General features: G+C 59.7%; 17 protein-coding genes. 5 read left to right on the plus strand and 12 right to left on the minus strand.

Going from position 1 to position 17591, the window contains the following annotated elements:
* Nucleotide 1: 1 nt before the first annotated feature.
* The 6 genes from NBG89_RS20990 to NBG89_RS21015 form a co-directional block, all read right to left on the minus strand.
* Nucleotides 2-853 (minus strand): ABC transporter permease, encoded by an 852-nt coding sequence (locus NBG89_RS20990; protein WP_431324055.1) that lies wholly within the window; start codon nucleotides 851-853, stop codon nucleotides 2-4.
* Nucleotides 850-1800 carry an ABC transporter permease gene (locus NBG89_RS20995; protein WP_431324594.1) on the minus strand — a complete coding sequence of 317 codons (951 nt, stop codon included), beginning with the start codon at nucleotides 1798-1800 and terminating at the stop codon, nucleotides 850-852. Before NBG89_RS20995 ends, NBG89_RS20990 begins: the two co-directional genes overlap by 4 nt.
* Nucleotides 1801-1889: 89 nt before the next feature.
* Entirely contained in the window at nucleotides 1890-3500 is a 1611-nt protein-coding gene (locus NBG89_RS21000) for an ABC transporter substrate-binding protein (protein ID WP_431324056.1), read from the minus strand.
* Nucleotides 3501-3566: 66 nt separating this feature from the next.
* Nucleotides 3567-4289 (minus strand): HAD-IA family hydrolase, encoded by a 723-nt coding sequence (locus tag NBG89_RS21005; protein WP_431324057.1) that lies wholly within the window; start codon nucleotides 4287-4289, stop codon nucleotides 3567-3569.
* 240 nt (nucleotides 4290-4529) lie between these two features.
* Nucleotides 4530-5903, minus strand: coding sequence for an aspartate aminotransferase family protein (locus tag NBG89_RS21010; RefSeq protein ID WP_431324058.1), 1374 nt, complete (start codon nucleotides 5901-5903; stop codon nucleotides 4530-4532).
* Nucleotides 5904-5917: 14 nt separating this feature from the next.
* A complete protein-coding gene (locus tag NBG89_RS21015; RefSeq protein WP_431324059.1) occupies nucleotides 5918-6757 on the minus strand; it encodes a GNAT family N-acetyltransferase in 840 nt (279 codons plus the stop codon).
* A 321-nt stretch (nucleotides 6758-7078) separates the two neighbouring features.
* On the opposite strand from NBG89_RS21015, the gene NBG89_RS21020 reads away from it, so the two are divergent.
* Nucleotides 7079-7747: a haloacid dehalogenase type II gene (locus NBG89_RS21020; protein ID WP_431324060.1), complete on the plus strand. Its 669-nt coding sequence runs from the start codon at nucleotides 7079-7081 to the stop codon at nucleotides 7745-7747.
* Between the two features lie 14 nt (nucleotides 7748-7761).
* Nucleotides 7762-9036, plus strand: coding sequence for an NAD(P)/FAD-dependent oxidoreductase (locus NBG89_RS21025; RefSeq protein WP_431324061.1), 1275 nt, complete (start codon nucleotides 7762-7764; stop codon nucleotides 9034-9036).
* A 251-nt stretch (nucleotides 9037-9287) separates the two neighbouring features.
* On the opposite strand, the gene NBG89_RS21030 is transcribed toward NBG89_RS21025, so the two are convergent.
* The gene (locus tag NBG89_RS21030) at nucleotides 9288-10127 is read right to left on the minus strand and encodes an oxidoreductase (protein WP_431324062.1); all 840 of its coding nucleotides are present in this window, start codon (nucleotides 10125-10127) and stop codon (nucleotides 9288-9290) included.
* Nucleotides 10128-10195: 68 nt separating this feature from the next.
* Nucleotides 10196-10468 (minus strand): hypothetical protein, encoded by a 273-nt coding sequence (locus tag NBG89_RS21035; protein WP_431324063.1) that lies wholly within the window; start codon nucleotides 10466-10468, stop codon nucleotides 10196-10198.
* A gap of 135 nt (nucleotides 10469-10603) precedes the next feature.
* Between NBG89_RS21035 and NBG89_RS21040 the strand changes: the two genes are divergently transcribed.
* From NBG89_RS21040 to NBG89_RS21050, 3 genes are all read left to right on the plus strand, one after another.
* Nucleotides 10604-11230, plus strand: a complete 627-nt coding sequence (locus tag NBG89_RS21040; RefSeq protein WP_431324064.1) for a TetR/AcrR family transcriptional regulator — start codon at nucleotides 10604-10606, stop codon at nucleotides 11228-11230.
* Between the two features lie 484 nt (nucleotides 11231-11714).
* The gene (locus NBG89_RS21045) at nucleotides 11715-12008 is read left to right on the plus strand and encodes a DUF1778 domain-containing protein (protein ID WP_431324065.1); all 294 of its coding nucleotides are present in this window, start codon (nucleotides 11715-11717) and stop codon (nucleotides 12006-12008) included.
* Nucleotides 12005-12502: a GNAT family N-acetyltransferase gene (locus tag NBG89_RS21050; RefSeq protein ID WP_431324066.1), complete on the plus strand. Its 498-nt coding sequence runs from the start codon at nucleotides 12005-12007 to the stop codon at nucleotides 12500-12502. Before NBG89_RS21045 ends, NBG89_RS21050 begins: the two co-directional genes overlap by 4 nt.
* 97 nt (nucleotides 12503-12599) lie before the next feature.
* Here NBG89_RS21050 and NBG89_RS21055 read toward each other — a convergent pair whose 3' ends face one another.
* From NBG89_RS21055 to NBG89_RS21070, 4 genes are all read right to left on the minus strand, one after another.
* The gene (locus NBG89_RS21055; RefSeq protein ID WP_431324067.1) at nucleotides 12600-14057 is read right to left on the minus strand and encodes an NAD-dependent succinate-semialdehyde dehydrogenase; all 1458 of its coding nucleotides are present in this window, start codon (nucleotides 14055-14057) and stop codon (nucleotides 12600-12602) included.
* A 13-nt stretch (nucleotides 14058-14070) separates the two neighbouring features.
* The gene (locus NBG89_RS21060; RefSeq protein WP_431324068.1) at nucleotides 14071-15114 is read right to left on the minus strand and encodes a tartrate dehydrogenase; all 1044 of its coding nucleotides are present in this window, start codon (nucleotides 15112-15114) and stop codon (nucleotides 14071-14073) included.
* Nucleotides 15115-15127: 13 nt separating this feature from the next.
* Entirely contained in the window at nucleotides 15128-16591 is a 1464-nt protein-coding gene (locus NBG89_RS21065) for an aldehyde dehydrogenase family protein (RefSeq protein WP_431324069.1), read from the minus strand.
* Nucleotides 16592-16683: 92 nt separating this feature from the next.
* Nucleotides 16684-17589 (minus strand): LysR family transcriptional regulator, encoded by a 906-nt coding sequence (locus NBG89_RS21070; protein WP_431324070.1) that lies wholly within the window; start codon nucleotides 17587-17589, stop codon nucleotides 16684-16686.
* Nucleotides 17590-17591: the final 2 nt, after the last annotated feature.

Genomic DNA, 17591 nt, shown 5'->3' on the forward strand with positions numbered 1-17591 from the left:
CTCACGTGCTCCGGTCTATGATCTTCTGAGGCAGGTTGTCGATCAGCAGGTTGACGCTGATGGTCAGGCTTGCGATCGCAAACGAGGGCACGATGACTGCCGGCGCACCGAAGGGCAGGCCGCCGATATTCTCGCGCACTAGCGCCCCCCAATCGGCATAAGGCGGCTGCAGCCCGAGGCCGAGGAAGGAAAGGCCGGAAAGCAACAGTACGATGAAGACGAAGCGCAGGCCGAAATCCGCGAGCACCGGACGGATGATGTTGGGGAGAATTTCCGACCCAATCAAATAGGGAAGGCTTTCGCCGCGAATGCGGGCAACGGTCATGAAGTCCATTGTATTGACATTGACGGCGAGCGCACGGGCAAAGCGGTAGGCGCCGGGAATGTAGATGACGGCCAATGTGAGGATCAGCACGGGTATGGATGAGCCCACCGCGGCCACGACCACCAGCCCGAAAAGCTTGCTCGGGATCGAGTTCATCGCATCGAGGAACCGACTGAGACCCGCGTCCAGCCATCCTGCAGCGACAGCCGCGATCATTCCGAGGACAACGCCGGTGAAGCAGGCGATCGAGACGGCCGCAAGGGAGATGCCAACCGTGTAGCGCGCGCCCATCAGCAGGCGCGAAAGCATGTCGCGCCCAAGATAGTCCGAGCCCAGCCAAAGCACTTTGCTCATGGGCCCGAAATAGTCGGTATCGACGATCTCGCCCACTGGATTGGGGATGATGAGCGGTGCGAAGATCGCGACCGCGGTCCAGGCCAATATGACGAGAAAGGCCAGGATCCCGACCAGAGTGACGCTATAGCCTGCTAGCGACAGACGCGGATGAATGGCGATCGTCTTGCTCATCGCAGCCTCGGATTGGAGAGAATGGCAACAATATCGGCCGCCGTGATCAGCAGCAGATAACCGAGGCAGAAGATCATCGCACAGCTTTGGATCAGCGGCAGATCGCGGGTGGCGACGGCATCGACCATGAGCTTGGCGATTCCGGGATAATTGAAGATCGTCTCGACGATGATGACGCCGCCGACGAGATAAGACAGCGACAATGCGATCGCATTGACGATCGGGCCGAGCGCGTTCGGCAGCGCGTGCTTGAGCACCATCCGGCTGCGGGACGCACCTTTGAGAAGGGCCATTTCGACATAGGGCGTATTGAATGTTTCGATCACCGCTGCGCGCGTCATGCGGATCATCTGGGCTGAAATGACGAAGGTCAGCGTGATCACCGGCATGGCGTAGATTTTCAACAGATCGGCCAGGGAGTGTGCTTCATTGACGGAGGAAAGCGCCGGTAGCCATTTGAGATAGACGGCAAAGACCAGAACCGCCGATGTCGCGACCATGAACTCGGGCACGGAGATCACACCGATCGAGACGACCGTCACGATCCGATCGTAGAACGATCCGCGCAGCATGGCGGCGCTAATGCCGAGTGCAAGCGCAAGCGGCACCGAAACCAGCGCTGTGATGCCGGCAAGTTCCATCGTATTGACGAGCCGTCCGCCGATGAGTTTGGCGACGGGCATATCATTGGCATAGGATGTGCCAAGATCGCCCTTTGCCAGGCCCAATAGCCAGCGCAGAAAGCGAAAGATCGCCGGGTCATCCAAATGCATGGCCTTGCGTAAACCGGCAACCGCTTCCGGCGTGGCCGCCTGTCCGAGCAGGATCGAGGCCGTGTCGCCAGGCAGCAGGTTCGTTGCGAAGAACACGGCAAACGAGACGATCAGAAGCGTGATGAGCGCAATGACAAGCCTGTTCAGGATCAGATGTGAAACCTCGGATTTCATCATGGCGCTCCTCGCTGCGATAACAGTCCACGGCCTGAAAAACGCGCCCCGGGAGCGCCGTAGCGCCCCGGGGCAGATTGATTGCTCCATCAGGCTGCGAGCCAGATATACTCCGCGAGCGCATAGCCCATCATGCCACCAAGCGGGTTCGCCTCCAAACCTTTTACCTTGCTCGAAATCGCATCGACGTTGGAGATATAGGCCGGGATGATAGTGCCGGCTTCCTCGGCTATCATCACCTGCATCTGGTTGTAGATCTCCTTTCGTTTGGCCTGGTCGAGCAGACCGCGGGCTTCGACCAGCATCTTGTCGAACTTCTCCGACTTATACTGGCTTTCGTTCCAGGGCGCGTTCGAGGCATAAAGCAGCGAGAAGAGGATGTCCGGCGTCGGGCGCGGGTTGATGTTGCCGAAATGGATCGGTGCCTTAAGCCAGTAATTGTCCCAATAACCATCGGAGGGCACGCGCTGGACGTCGAGCTTCATGCCGATATCGGCGCCGGCCGCCTGGATGATCATCGCCATATCGATCGAGGAGGTGGCGGCATCGGAGGCGATGACCGGGATCGACTGGCCGAGAACGCCGGCCTTGTCGAAATGGAACTTCGCCTTGTCCGGGTCGAAGGCCTTCGGCTTCAGATCGCTGTCGTGATAGAAGTTCGCCGGCGAAACAGGCTGGTCGTTGCCGACCTCGCCAAGGCCGCGGAGAGCGGATTTGACAATCTGCTCGCGGTTGACCAGGTATTTCATGCCGGCGACGAAATCCTTCTTGGCACCCGGTGCCATGTCGAGCCGCATGTTGAGGTTGGTGTAGTTGCCCGACGTGGTCTTCGACAGTTCGAAACCGGACTGGCTTTCCACCAGCTTCATGGCGCGCGGATTGATCGAGGCTGCAAGGTTGATGTCGCCGGACAGAAGCGCGTTCACGCGAGCGTTGTCGTCGCTGATGGCAAAGAATTCGAATGAGTCGAGATACGGCATGCCCGACTTCCAGTAGTTCTTGTTCTTGGTCACAATGGAGCGGACACCTGGCTCGAACGCCTCGAGCACGAAGGCGCCGGTGCCATTCGCCTTGGAAAAATCCGTCGTGCCGTCGGCCACGATCATGAAATGATGCAACGAAAGGATCGTGGGCAGATCGGCATTGGGATCGGCGAGGGTGATTTCGACGGTCGATTTGTCGACAGCCTTGAAGCCGGTCATCTGCGCGGCGATCTTGGCGACCTTCGAGCCGACCGCCGGATCGACATGGCGCTTCAGCGAGAAGACGACGTCATCGGCCGTCAGCGGCTTGCCGTCATGGAAGGTCACGCCCTTGCGCAGCTTCACAGTCCAGGTCTTGGCGTCCTTGCTCTCGATGCTCTCGGCCAGTTCCATTTGTGGGGCACCTGATTTGTCGAGGAAGGTCAGGCGACTGTAGAGCGAGCAGCAGCGTACATAATCGGTCGAAAGCGAGGCTTTTGCGGGATCGAGCGTATCGGCGGTCGAAGAGGACCAGCCGGCCGCCTTGAAGGCGCCGCCCGTGACCGGGGTTGCGGCGACGGCCTGCGAGGCACGGCCAAGCACGATACCACCGGCCGATGCGGCGATGCCGCCGGCCAGCATCATCTTGAGGAGGTCGCGTCGGGACGCACCGCGGCGGATGGCATTCTCGACCATCGCATCGTCGGCTTTGGTCCAGTTGGTGATTCTGTCGGTCATGTCATTCCCCTTTTCCGTTGGTTAGGTGGGATGCCCATCTTGCTTGCAGGCTTTCCCGGCTTGGTTTCAGGTTCTGCTTGTCAGGCTTTCCTTCACGGCCGCGGCGAAATCCGCCATCGACGTAAAATGGTAGTCGGGCTCGGTGAAATCCTCCGGCTCGATCGTGCCACCATAGCCTTTCTGCGCATGGCGGCGCTCGATCCAGCAGTTGTTCAGGCCGAGTTGCCGCGAGATGCCGATATCGTGATACTGGCTCTGGGCGACATGCAGGATGTCGGCCTTGCTGCCGCCTTGCTCACCCACGAATTCGAAGACGTGTTCGAAGAAGGCAGGATCAGGCTTTTCCGTGCCAGTGTCGTCGGCGCTAAAGGTCGCATAAAATGGCGAGCCCAGTTGCTTTTCGAAATGCTCGAGCGCCCAGCGGCGCGCATTGGTCATCGCAATCAGTCGGTGCGTTTTCGAGAGGTCCGCAAGGGCTGCGGCACTGTCAGCAAAACCTTTCCAGCTCTTGGCAGAATCGCGCAGCCGTATCCCGTAGTCTTCTTTCGCTGGCAGGCCGAGTTTCGGCGCGATGACCATGTAGACGCGCACCAGATCATCCGGAAAGAGGCCGGCATCGTCGCTGTAGCGCGCCTGGCGGTAGAGTGTGAGCGCCTCTTCGCCGTCGATGGAAACACCGGCTTCCACCGCGATCGCATCAAGGCAAGCCTTGATACCGCCTTCGAAGTCGATCAGCGTGCCGACGACATCAAAGGTGAAATATTTGAAAGCCGGAAAATCCTTTGCCAAGTCACGCTCTCCTTCATGTCCTGCTGGATTGCAAATGGCTCACAGCATAAAATTCTAGTGCGCGTCGTGATCGCTTATCCGCGAAAGCCTTGAAAGCCACCACTGCGACCAGTTTCTGAAGGCAGTTTGGCAGTTCTTCGGCACTGGATTCGCCGAAATGGCATTTGGCTGCGGCACAAAATTGCGAAATTGCCGGCTGCGGCGATATATCGAAAGGACGCGGCCCGACCAACAATCCTGTCACGACAAGGACCGGCGCACGTCCGGATCTTCCAGTGTTTGATCGAGGGTTTTTAGGGTGCGCTCAAGGATTGCGTCGATTTCGTCGGATGTGCAGCATAGCGGCGGCGCATATCCCAAGACCCCATGCGCAAACGCCCGGATGACGAGGCCGTTGTCCCAGGCCCGGTCGAAGATACGGCGCGCCGCCATGGCCGCAGCAGGAAGCGGCGTCTTCTTCGCCTTGTCCACCACCAGCTCGACGGCAGCGAGCATGCCACGGCCGCGAACATCCCCCACCAGAGGATGATCCCGCAGGCCTTCCAGTCCCGCCATCAGGCGCGTGCCTGCCTTGACGCCGTTTTCAAGAATGCCGCTCTCATAAAGACGCAGCACTTCCAACGCGACGGCGGCGCTGACTGGATGTGCGGAATAGGTGTAGCCGTGGCCGATGGCGGCATTGCCGGCGGCGTCGGCAATCACCTCGTAAACATGATTCGCCATGAACACGGCGCCCATCGGCACATAGCCTGACGTCAGTCCCTTGGCCGTGGTCATGAAGTCGGGAACGATGTTTTCCTCAAAGCAGGCAAACAGCGGACCAGTCCGGCCGAAGCCGGTTATGACCTCGTCGGCGACAAACAATATGTCGTACCGCTTGCAGAGATCGCGCATTGCCTTGATCCAGCCTTTCGGCGGAACGATGACGCCGCCCGAACCTTGGATCGGTTCGGCATAAAATGCCGCAACCCGGTCAGAGCCGATCTCTTTGATCTTGGCCTCCAGCGCTGCGAGCGAGGCGGTGATGATCGCCTGCGGATTTTCGCCGACCGGATTGCGGTACGGATAGGGAGAAGGGATCTTGTGCTGCCAGTCGTAGGGAATGCCAAAACCGGCGTGAAAGGCGGGCAATGCCGTCAGCCCGGCGCCGACAACCGACGAGCCATGGTATCCCTGTTCGATGGAAATGAATTGGTCGCGCTGCGGCTCCCCCTTGGCATGCCAGTAATAGCGGATGAACCGGATCGTGCTGTCGACGGCATCCGATCCCCCAAGCGTGAAATAGATATGGTTCAGGTCACCTGGGGCGCGTTCGGCAAGTTCTGAAGCGAGCCGGATGGCCGGTTCTGAACCGAGATCGAAATAAGCCGTCGCATACGGCAGGTCACGCATCTGGCGTGCGGCTGCCTCGACAATGCTATCATGTCCGTAACCGGCATTGACACACCAGAGCCCGGCGAAACCATCGAGAAGCTGACGACCGGTTTGGTCCGTAACCGTCGCTCCCTTGGCGGACTTCAGCACGCGGACGCCTAGTCGTTCATGGCCGCGATAGGATGCCACGGGATGAATGAGATGGGCACGGTCGAGTTCGATCAACGAATTGGCAAGCATTGGTGTCCTCCGGATTATCCGAGCGCCTGATTGGCGAGAGCAAAAATTCTGGTGGCAGGTTCTTCCGGATTTTCGCTTGGCGGCTTGCCCATCACGATGCCGCCACCAACCTTTGCAAGCCCGATTGCCGTGAGCCAGCCCGACAGCCCGCTGTCCTTTTGCGTGTCGATGCGCAGGAAGGCGCCCGCTCGGCCGGCTGTGAAGAAGGCGATCAGTTCCTTTGCATCGTCTTTGTTTGCCGCGACGACCGGTCCGATCACCTCGCCCCGACCGAAGGCGCGGCAAGCCGCATAGGCAACAACAGCTCCGCCTCTGCGGATTACGGCGAATGCTCCGTTTCGCGCCAGCAGGTCGATGAGCGCGCTGCGATCAGCGCCGAAAGCGGTGCCGTCGAGCGCCTTGATCGCCACCAGGTCGCCAGCATTTGCCGGTTCGACGCCCGCGGGTTCTGCGACTTCATGCGCCCGCCCCTGATGCTGATCGATCGTTCCACAGGCGACGAAGCCAAGCTTTTCGTAGAGCGGCAGTCCCTCCATCGTTGCGATCAGCCGCAACTGCCGGTTGCCGGCAAGGGCGAATGCCTTTTCCATGAGCTTGCGTCCGATGCCGCGTCCCCGCAGGCATTCATCGACGATCACCATGCTGATCGTCGCGCAATCGCTGCCATAGGGCGTCATCAGGATCGTACCGGCGACCTTGCCCTCATCGTCCAAGGCGACGGCGCCGGCGCTCAACTCGAGAACGAGATGCCAGTCCTCGGACCGGTGCGGCCATTTCGCCTGTCGGGAGAGGGTTATGGCCTCCTCTATATGTTGCGGGGCAAAAGCCACCAGATCGATCGCGCCTGTTCGCATGGAGCATCCTTTTCGTTGCTCCAAGTCTCAATCAATCGCGACCGGCAGATCGTCTGAAGGCACGCTCGAGGGCAATATCTTTCGCCGTAGCATGGGTGGTCTGCCGCATCTTATGCTGCCGCGTGTTTTGTCGGGGGACGATTCACGCCGGAAAAGCGGCTTGAGCGACAGAGCGAGGACAACACTGTGCCAAACTGCGCAGCGCATACGAAACATTCTGCTTCAGGCGGCTATCAATTCGGTCAAGCCCGCCTCCCGTCTCAGGCCTATGATAGGGGCAACGAAACACAGATTGCCCTATCCATCCAAGGACGACCCGACATGGCCACCTTCCGCCCGAAATACATCACCTTCGACTGCTACGGCACGCTGATCAATTTCCAGATGGCGGAAGCCGCTCGTGATCTCTACGGCAACCAGCTTGATGAAGCCCGTATGCAGAAATTTATCCGCAATTTCGCCGCCTATCGGCTGGACGAGATCATGGGCGCCTGGAAGCCCTATGCCGAGGTCGTGCACAACGCGGTCGAGCGGAGCTGCAAGGCGAATGGCGTCGACTTCCGCGAAGAGGACGCGAAGACAGTTTACGAGCGCGTTCCGACCTGGGGGCCCCATGCGGACGTGCCCGCCGGCCTTGCCAAGGTGGCAAAGGAAATTCCGCTGGTGATCCTGTCGAATGCCATGAACTCGCAGATCATGTCGAATGTCGAGAAGCTCGGTGCACCGTTCCACGCAGTCTACACGGCTGAGCAGGCTCAGGCCTACAAGCCGCGCTTCAGGGCGTTCGAATACATGCTGGATATGCTGGGCTGCGGCCCGGAAGACATCCTGCATTGCTCCTCGTCCTTCCGCTATGACTTGATGTCCGCGCACGATCTCGGCATCAAGAACAAGGTCTGGGTCAATCGCGGCCATGAGCCGGCCACCCCCTATTACGGCTATACCGAAATCGCCGATATCTCCGGCCTGCCGGGTGTCGTTGGTCTTTGACGAAGGGTTTTCCAATGAAGCTCGTCTCCTACTGGCACGATACGGCTCCGGTCTTTGCGGGAGCGGCGAAAGGTCCTGTCGACGCGCATTACGACGTCGCGGTGATCGGCGGCGGCTTCACCGGCCTCGCCGCTGCCCGCCATCTCGCCAAGGCTGGCGCCAGGGTCGCAGTGCTCGAGGCGGAACGGGTCGGCTGGGGCGCTTCCGGCCGCAATGGCGGTCATCTCAACAATGGCCTTGCCCACAGCTATCTGTCGGCCAAGGCCGAACTCGGCAAGGAGCGCGCCATCGCGCTCTATAAGGCGTTCGACGGCTCCATCGACACGATCGAGGCCCTGATTGTCGAGGAAAAGATCGACTGTGATTTCCGCCGCGCCGGCAAGCTCAAGCTCGCATCCAAGCCGCAACACTTCGATTCGATCGCCCGTAATTTCGAGGCGGTGCATGCCGAAGTCGACCCCGATACGGCGCTGCTTTCGGCCGATGATCTGAAGTCCGAGGTCGGTTCGCCATTCTTTGGGGCGATGCTGTCGAAGAAGAGCGCGATGATGCATATGGGCCGCTACGTCGCCGGCTTGGCGCAGGCGGCAGCACGCCATGGCGCGATCATCTACGAAGGTGCGGCTGTGACAGGGCAGACGCAAGGCAATGGCAAGCACGTGCTGACCACTGCGCGCGGAAAGCTCACCGCGGACCATGTTCTTGTGGCGACAGGCGCCTATACGACACCCAATTTTGGCTATTTCCGCCGTCGGATCATCTCGGTCGGCAGTTTCCTGATTGCCACGCGCCCACTGACGCCGGACGAAATCGCCGCGACCATGCCCGGCAACCGTACCTGCGTGAACTCGATGAATATCGGCAATTATTTCCGGCTTTCTCCGGACAATCGCCTGCTGTTCGGCGGCCGGGCGCGGTTCTCGGCGACCTCGGATCATCGCTCAGATTCAATGAGCGGCGAGATCCTGAGGGTGAGCCTTGCGAAAATATTCCCGCAGCTTGGCAATGTCGATGTCGATTATTGCTGGGGTGGCCTGGTCGACATGACCAAGGACCGCTATCCGCGCGCGGGATATCACGACGGCGTCTGGTATGCGATGGGCTATTCCGGCCATGGCGCGCAGCTTTCCACTCATCTCGGCATGATCGTCGCGGATGCGATCCTCGGCCGCGTGGACACAAACCCGATGAAGGGCGTGGAATGGCCCGCCGTTCCCGGTCATTTCGGCAAGCCGTGGTTCCTGCCGCTGGTGGGGCTTTACTACAAGACGCTCGATAGGTTTCAGTGAAGCCAGATTTTGCAGTTATCACGCGCCTATGGGGACGATCTGCGCCTGGCAAAGCGTGATCGTCGGGTCGAACTGACAGCGGCGCTTGGCGACAATGAATGCTGGTAGAAGGATCGAAGGTCGTCAAGGAGATGGTGGCCGATAGACACTCGGCGCCTGGATTGGCGCCGAGGAGGTGGGCGATTGGCGTCGTCGTTTGGACAGATGTCGACTGACCTTTGCTGGCGATAATTCTTCGCCGACACCCAGGTTCAAACCATCGACATGATGATGCGGTCGAACATTCGATCGCTAAGCCATCGGCGCATCCTCAAGACCGTGCCAGCCATGTAGCCGGTGTGATACCGCGTCTTTGGCTTGCCTGCGCTGATAGCCCGAAGGATCGTAGCCGCCACAACGGAAGGGTCTGACAGCCGCTTGCCGGAATAAACGTCGTGCATACCGGCCGCAGTCTTGTTTGCGGCTTTCGCGTAGGCGCCGGCTCCAGACGTTTTCTTCAGATTTTCTGCGGCGATATGGCCCCAGTCCGTCTTTATGCCACCGGGCTCGACGATGATGACATCTATGCCAAATGACTTGGTTTCCAAGCGAAGGGTATCGGACCAGCCTTCGAGTGCATGTTTGGTGGCGTGATACCAGCCGCCGAACGGTGTGTAGATCTTTCCACCTATCGAGGTGACGTTGACGATCTTGCCGAACCTGTTTTGGCGCATTTGCGGTAGAACCAGTTGGGTCAATCGGGCAAGGCCGAAGAGGTTCACCTCGAACTGCCGGCGTCCTTCGTCGACCGGGACATCCTCGATAGCTCCATAGGCGCCGTAACCCGCATTGTTGATGAGAATGTCGATGGAGCCATGTTTCGAAACGATTCGGTCGACCGCCGCGACGATGTTCTCGTCTCTCGTGAGGTCGAGGGCGATGGCGCTCGCCCCACGATCCACAAGTTCCTGCATTTGCTCGATGCGGCGCGCCGCGACAAAGACCCTATAGCCTTCCTCCAGCAGTTTTAGGGTCGTAGCCTTGCCGATACCTGATGACGCACCGGTAATGAGAGCAGTTCTTTTGTTGGCGGTATTGGATGAGACTGCCATGATGGTACCTTCCAGTTGATTAAGTCAGCCACCGAGATCCGGTGGATCCGAGATTGCCGATCCGCTGATCAGTTTGTGAAGTCGGTGGAGAAGGCGATATCCTTCTGTGTCTCGAGCGCTTTGAGGCGTTGGTGCAGTGCGGTGGTAACAGCCTCGTAGGCATCGCTGCCCAAAGTCAGGCGCAGCGGCGGCTCCGGCTGTCGCAAAGCCACGGTATCAGTGACATCGACAACCCCGATCCATAGCTTTTCGCCGTATTGCCCTTTTAGGTCGCTTAACGTATCGGCTTTGCGCACAGTAGCGGCAACCCAATCGCCTTGCTTAAGAAGGATTTCGGTCATTTCGCGGCCGAAGCAGAGGATGCACCTGTAATGAGCCATCTTTTAGACATTCGAGACTCCGTTGGTCGTTTTAAACAGTGTATAGATTGCATATAGGATAAAATCTGAACAGTGTATAGATGGGGATGAAGAAAAATGTCATCTGACGACGCTGCGTCCAAACGCAGCTACCATCATGGCGAATTGCGAAGAGCTATGATCGAGGCGACAGACGCGATTCTGCGCGAAAACGGGGTAGAGGGCTTTTCACTTCGCGAGGCCGCAAGACGGGCCGGTGTTTCTCCAGGCGCGCCCGCGCATCATTTCGGCAATGCCGCGGGCCTGCTCACCGAGGTTGCAATTCTTGGGTATGACGAGTTGGGGCGCTATCTAAATGCCGCCGAGCCGCATGATGCCACGCCGGCATCCCTTCGCGCACTGGCGAAAGCCTATGTGATGTTCGCGCTGGACCATTCTGGCCGCTTCAGGCTGATGTTCCGAAAGGATCTCGTGAACCGGTCCGATTCCCGCTACAGCCAAGCAAGCCGCCAGGCGCTGACCCCGCTCGCTCGCGCGGCGACCTTTGTCTATGACGGTCACGATCTCGAGGAAGCGATCCAGACGGGCGATTATGCGGGGATTTTTGCCGCGTGGTCGACCGCACACGGGATCGCCCATCTCGCCCTTGAGGAGAAATTGAACTTCGCGACGGACGGAGACAGGGCGCAGGATTTTCTCGACCGGCTTCTGCCGGCAATCCTTGCCGCCCAGTGGCCCGGTTGAGGGTAGCAGCGGCCAATAACATCCTGCAATTTTCGACTTCACCATTTCAGGCGGTCAAGTGCATAAGGAGCGTTAGGAGAATCCGAGACCAAGAAAAATGCCGCCATGACCACCGCGTCACCGATCGTGATGTCCGCTGAACCATCGATTACTTTCCAACACCTCCTCGACCGTATGCGTGTGCAGCGGTGCGCCATGAGCGGGAGCAATCCTCTGTTCAAATATGCAGTGGGAGGTGGTGCCGACCTTGGCCGCCTTGCATGGTTTCTGAAGAGCATCGGGGTCGGCAGGAAATCCTCGACGCACGCGGCGTTATGGTGCTCTGTCGCCGTAGTTATCCAAGCCAGTTCCTTAATAGGGCGTTTTACCCGAAGTGAGCCGTTGGGTCGCAGGAAGGGAAACGTGGGTGTAACGACAATATCATTACGCTCTCCTTGTAAAGATGATGTCGTTACGCTATGTGACGTGTAGACAGGAGTTTCCGATGACCTCGCACAGGAGTAAAAGTCAGGACGCAAGCGTGCCGCTGAATATGCGCATCAAGCCCGCGACCCGCAACTTAATCGATCGCGCCGCCCAATTACTCGGCAAGACGCGCACGGATTTTATGCTGGAGGCTTCAGAACGCCGGGCCGAGGAGGTGCTGCTTGATCGCACTGTATTCACTGTCAGCCCCGAAATCTATGCCGAATACCTTGCCCGGCTCGATGCGCCTGCGCAACCCAATGAGCGCTTGAAACGAACCATGTCGATCAAAGCGCCGTGGGACGAGGTGTGACACTTACGGCACCGACCCCGCTGGCTGATCATCACGAGCTGGCAGTATTTAGTTCCGGCGTCCCTGAACTGGATGACTGGTTGCGTCGGCGTGCCCGTACCAATCAGGCAGGCGGCGCTTCACGCACCTTCGTCGCGTGTGAAAAAAATCGCGTTGTCGCCTATTACGCGCTCGCCTCCGGCGCGGTGAAGCAGCCGGAAGCACCCGGCCGCTTTCGACGCAACATGCCCGATCCTATTCCGGTCGCAGTGCTTGGCCGTCTCGCCATTGATCAGTCCTATCAGGGGCGCGGTGTCGGTAGAGCATTGGTTCGCGACGCAGGCCTACGCCTACTCAATGCAGCAGAGATCCTCGGCATCCGCGGTGTGCTGGCGCATGCGATTTCCGATGACGCGCGAGCCTTCTATGAGGCTGTCGGCTTTCTGCCATCTCCATCTGACGCGATGATGCTGATGGTCGGGTTGCATGACCTCAACAATGCGCTGAACTCCTGACTGCGACCTGTGAGCGGCTGAGCTGCGCGGGATTTGCCGTAGGCCGTTTGGGGTGACCGCTTTTCGCGGGAAATGAAGGCTGAATGGACGGTGGCATTTACGCCAGACCGCCCATGTGAAAACTCTTCATTTCGAGATATTCCTCGATGCCGGCCTGAGCGCCTTCGCGTCCCAGGCCGGACTGCTTGACGCCGCCGAAGGGGGAGACCTCCATCGACACTGAGCCGGTGTTTAGCCCGACCATGCCGAATTCGAGCGCTTCCCCGACACGCCAGGCGCGTTTGAGATTTTCCGTATAGAAATACGAGGCGAGGCCGAAGGGCGTGCCATTGGCAATGGCGATCGCCTCCTCCTCCGTTTTAAACCGGAAAAGCGGCGCGACGGGTCCGAATGTCTCTTCACTGGCAAGCTGCATATCGGTGGTCGCGCCGGTCAGCACCAGTGGCGCGGTATATTGCCTGCCTTCGGGCATGATGGGTTTGGTGGTGATGATCTGCGCGCCCTTGGCCAAGGCATCCTCTACGTGGCGGTTGATCTTGTCGATGGCAGCCATGTTGATCATCGGGCCGATCGCAACACCGGGTCGGGTCCCAGGGCCAACGGCCAACGCCTCGACGCGCGCCTTGAGCCTGGCGGCGAAGGCATCGTAGACGCCGCTCTGCACCAGGATGCGATTGGCACAGACGCAAGTCTGGCCGCCATTGCGGAATTTCGAGGCGAGCGCTCCTTCGACGGCCAGATCGAGATCGGCATCGTCGAAAACGATGAACGGGGCGTTGCCCCCGAGTTCGAGGCTGAGCCGCTTGATGCTGTCGGCCGCGCCGCGCATCAGCAGCGAACCGACACGGGTCGAGCCGGTGAACGAGATCTTGCGCACGTTTTGGTTGACCATGATTTCCTGGCCGATTTGCGAGGGCATACCGGTGACAATATTGATGACCCCGGGCGGAATGCCGGCGCGTTCAGCGAGCACGCCGAGCGCTAGTGCCGAATAGGGTGTGAATTCCGATGGCTTGATGACCACCGTACAGCCGGCGGCGAGCGCTGGAGCGACCTTGCGGGTGATCATCGCATTGGGGAAGTTCCACGGTGTGATGATTGCGCAGACACCGACTGGCTCCTTTAGAATGATAATCCGCCGGTCTGAAGTGGGGGAGGGGATGGTGTGGCCGTTGATGCGACGCGCCTCCTCTGCAAACCATTTGACGAAGGAGGCGCCGTAGAGGATTTCCCCCCTCGCTTCATCCAGCGGCTTTCCCTGTTCGATCGTAAGGATCAATGCCAGATCGTCGAGGTGCTGGAGCATCAGGCCATGCCATGCTGCAAGCAGCGCCGCGCGCTCGGCATTGGTCTTCCTTCTCCAGCCTTTATAGGCTTGGTCGGCGGCCTCGATCGCCGCGCGCGTTTCGGTGCCGGACATGTCCGGCACTGTGCCGATTGCCGCCTGCGAAGCTGGATTGATGACATCGACGGCCTTGCCGGACGCGGCCGCCACCCATTTGCCGCCAATCAGACCTTGCTGGCGAAAGAGATCCTTGTCTTTCAAAATTTGCATATGTGCCTCGATGTCAGGAGAGCGCTGCGAGGATGGCATTGGTGATCGCATCGGTTTTGTCGCGGCCGGGAATGGTGCCGACACCGCCTTTGGTGACGGCCTGGATGGCCTGCATGATCAGGGTCGCCGCTTCCCGTTCCCCCAGATGCTCGAGCATCAACGCGCCGGACCACACGGCGGCGATCGGATTGGCAATGCCGAGATGGGCGATGTCGGGCGCCGAGCCGTGGACCGGCTCGAACATGGATGGCGCGCTCCGGTCCGGATTGATATTGGCGGACGCTGCAAAGCCGAGGCCGCCTTGGATGGCGGCGCCGATATCGGTCAGGATATCACCGAAAAGGTTGGAGGCAACGATGACATCAAGGCTGTCCGGCGCCATCACCATGCGGGCAGCCAGTGCATCGACGTGGTAGCTCGTCACGTCGACATCGGGATAATCGGCCGCCAGCTTGTCGGTGATCTCGTCCCAGAACACCATCGAGAATTTTTGTGCATTGGATTTCGTAACCGAGGCCAGCTTGCGACGACGCAGCCGCGCCTGTTCGAAGCCGAAGCGCAGGATGCGCTCGACGCCGGCACGCGTGAAGATCGCGGTTTCCACCGCGACTTCGTTGTCCATGCCCTGATGCACGCGCCCGCCCGCGCCGGAATACTCGCCTTCGGTGTTCTCGCGAATGCAGAGTATGTCGAACTTTTCCGCTTTGAGCGGCCCTTCAACGCCCGGCAGCAGCCGATGCGGCCTAATATTGGCGTATTGCACGAACGCCTTGCGGATGGGCAGCAGGAGGCCGTGGAGTGATACTGAATCCGGCACCTCCGCAGGCCAGCCGACGGCACCGAGCAAAATGGCGTCGAACCCCCGCAATGTCTCTATGCCGTCCTCTGGCATCATGCGACCGGTGTCACTGTAGAACCGGCAGGACCAGGGGAATTCCTTGCCTTCGAGCGTGAAACCAGTCATCTGCGCGACTGTTTGGAGAACCGACCACGCTGCAGCGGTCACATCGCGGCCAATGCCGTCACCTGGGATCAAAGCGATGGAATAGGTCTTCATGGCATCTCTCCGGTCAGAGGCTGATCAGCACGCTCTTCGTCTTGCGGTTGGCGAGATAGGCATCGCGGCCGAGATCCTTGCCGATACCGGACTGCTTGTAGCCCCCGGTCGGCAGGATATGGTCGCGCGAACGGCTGTAGCGGTTGATCCAGACCGTGCCTGCCTGGATCTGCCTGGCAAAACGGATCGTGCGAGACAGATCCCGGGTGAACAGGCCGGAGGCCAGTCCGTAGGTCGGGTGATCGGCCAGTGCCAGCGCCTCTTCTTCCGTCTCGAAAGTCTGGATGGTAAGAACCGGGCCGAAAATCTCCTCGACGACAGCGGGAGAGGACTGGTCGACATTAGCAATCAGGGTCGGCTCGTAGAAATAGCCTGCGCCTTCCATGGATTGGCCGCCTATGAGACACTCGCCGCCTGCTTGGAGAGCGGCGTCGACAATCGAGCCGATGCGGTTCAGCTGGCGTTGCGAAATGATTGGCGAATAATGCGTTGTTTCATTCCAGGTTGGGCCGGAGCGAACCGTCTTCATGCGCGCAATCAGCATGTCGATAAGCGCCGGTGCAGCACTTTTCTCGACGATCAGTCGCGTGCCGGCGACACAGGCCTGCCCGGCATTGAAGACGACGCTGCCGGAAATGGCGCACGCGGTCTTTTCCAGATCGGCATCGGCGAAGACGACCTGCGGGCTCTTGCCGCCAAGCTCCAGCGTCATCGGCTTGACGCCGGTGCGCGCGACGTTTTCCATGATTGCCGAGCCAGCGCGGGTCGAGCCGGTGAAGCTGATCTTGGCAATATCCGGATGGCCCGTCAGCGCATTGCCGGTCGTCTGTCCATCACCGAGAACCACGTTGAGAAGGCCGGCGGGGATGCCGGCCCTGACGGCGAGTTCGGCCATATAGACGGTCGAAAAGGGCGTCATTTCCGATGGCTTCAGGACAACGGCGTTGCCAGCTGCCAGCGCCGGTCCGATCTTCCAGCCCGCCATCGACACCGGGAAATTCCACGGCGTAATTGCACCGACCACGCCATAGGGTTCGCTGATGATCATGCCGAGATTTTGATCATCCGTCGGAACGAGGTCGCTGCCTTCCTTGTCGGCGAATTCCGCAAAGAAGCGGATTTGTTCAGCGGTAACGGCGATATCGCCAGCGACGAGCTGTCCCACCGGTCGAGTGGATGAAAGCGCCTCGATCTTGGCCAGCGTTTCTGCTTCCGCCTCGATGAGATCAGCCCAGGCCTGTAGCGCCTTGGTACGTTCGCGCGGTCTCACCCCGCCCCAATTGCTAGACTTCAATGCAGCCTTGGCCGACTTTACGGCGCGCTCGACAATCTCCGGTGAAGCGACAGGGCATTGCCCATAGGAACGGCCGTCGGAAGGCCGCTTCATCTCGATGCCTTCACCACCGGCTACCAGCTTTCCGCCGATGAAATGGCCGATGGGCAGGGACAATGCGTCCGGATTGAAACTGAGGCTCATATTAGATCCTTGGCGGTTTGAGCGTCAGACTAGCGCGGCGCGGTACGCAGCATGCTTTGTCTACCAGGCCGCATGCCGACGAATCTTTCGTTTTAGGGCGCAAGGACAGTTAAATCTTTGGCCGTGCCAAGTGCCTGCCGCAACGCGGCAAGGAAGGGGGAGAGAAAGCGCGATTCCGGACGCGATTCGTCGATCGAGACGCAGAGCTGCATGCTCACCCTCGGCTCGAAAGGTCTGGCAATGACGTCGCCAGCCTGCCATACCGCAAGGCCGTCGACGAGCGCGATGCCCAATCCGCGTCGTACGAGCGGCAAGGCGCCGATGGAGGAGGCGATCTGGATCGAGACATCGCGATGGCATCCGGTTTGCGTGAACGCATGGTCGAGCGCTGCGCCAATCTGCTCTGCGTGAGAACCGTAGGAGATCAATGTGCGGCCTGTCAGATCGCGCGGTTGAATGACATCTCGGTTGGCAAGATCGTCCTCTGGCGGCAGCACTGCGACAACGGGCACGTTGACCAATGTTTCGACGCGCACGCTCGGCGCCAGGATCGGGCTCAACGTAATCGCCACATCGATGTCGCCCAATGTCAGGGCCTCGGCGATTTCTCGCTTGGGCAGGGTATGAAGGTGGATTTTGACCTGCTTCTGGTTGCCGCGAAAAATGGCGAGCGCATCCGGCAGCAGCGAATAGGCGATCGGCAGGCTGGCACCGACCCTGATCAGCCCGATCTTTGCCGCGCCGACATTGCGGGCGAGCGAGGATAGTGCTTCGAGCTGGCGAAAGGCCCGGTCGGCATCGGCATAGAGGAGCTGGGCTTCCATCGTCGGCGCCAGCCGGCCACTGATACGGTCAAACAGGACATAGCCCAGCCGGTCTTCCAGATGCGCAAGGAGCTTGCTGACCGCCGGCTGCGATATGCCGAGCGAGTTTGCAGCGGCGGTAATCGTGCCGTCGCGCATGATTGCCCGGAAGACTTCCAGCTCGCGCAGGTTCATTG

Source organism: Rhizobium sp. YTU87027, from assembly GCF_050644135.1.
Taxonomy (GTDB): Bacteria; Pseudomonadota; Alphaproteobacteria; order Rhizobiales; family Rhizobiaceae; genus Rhizobium.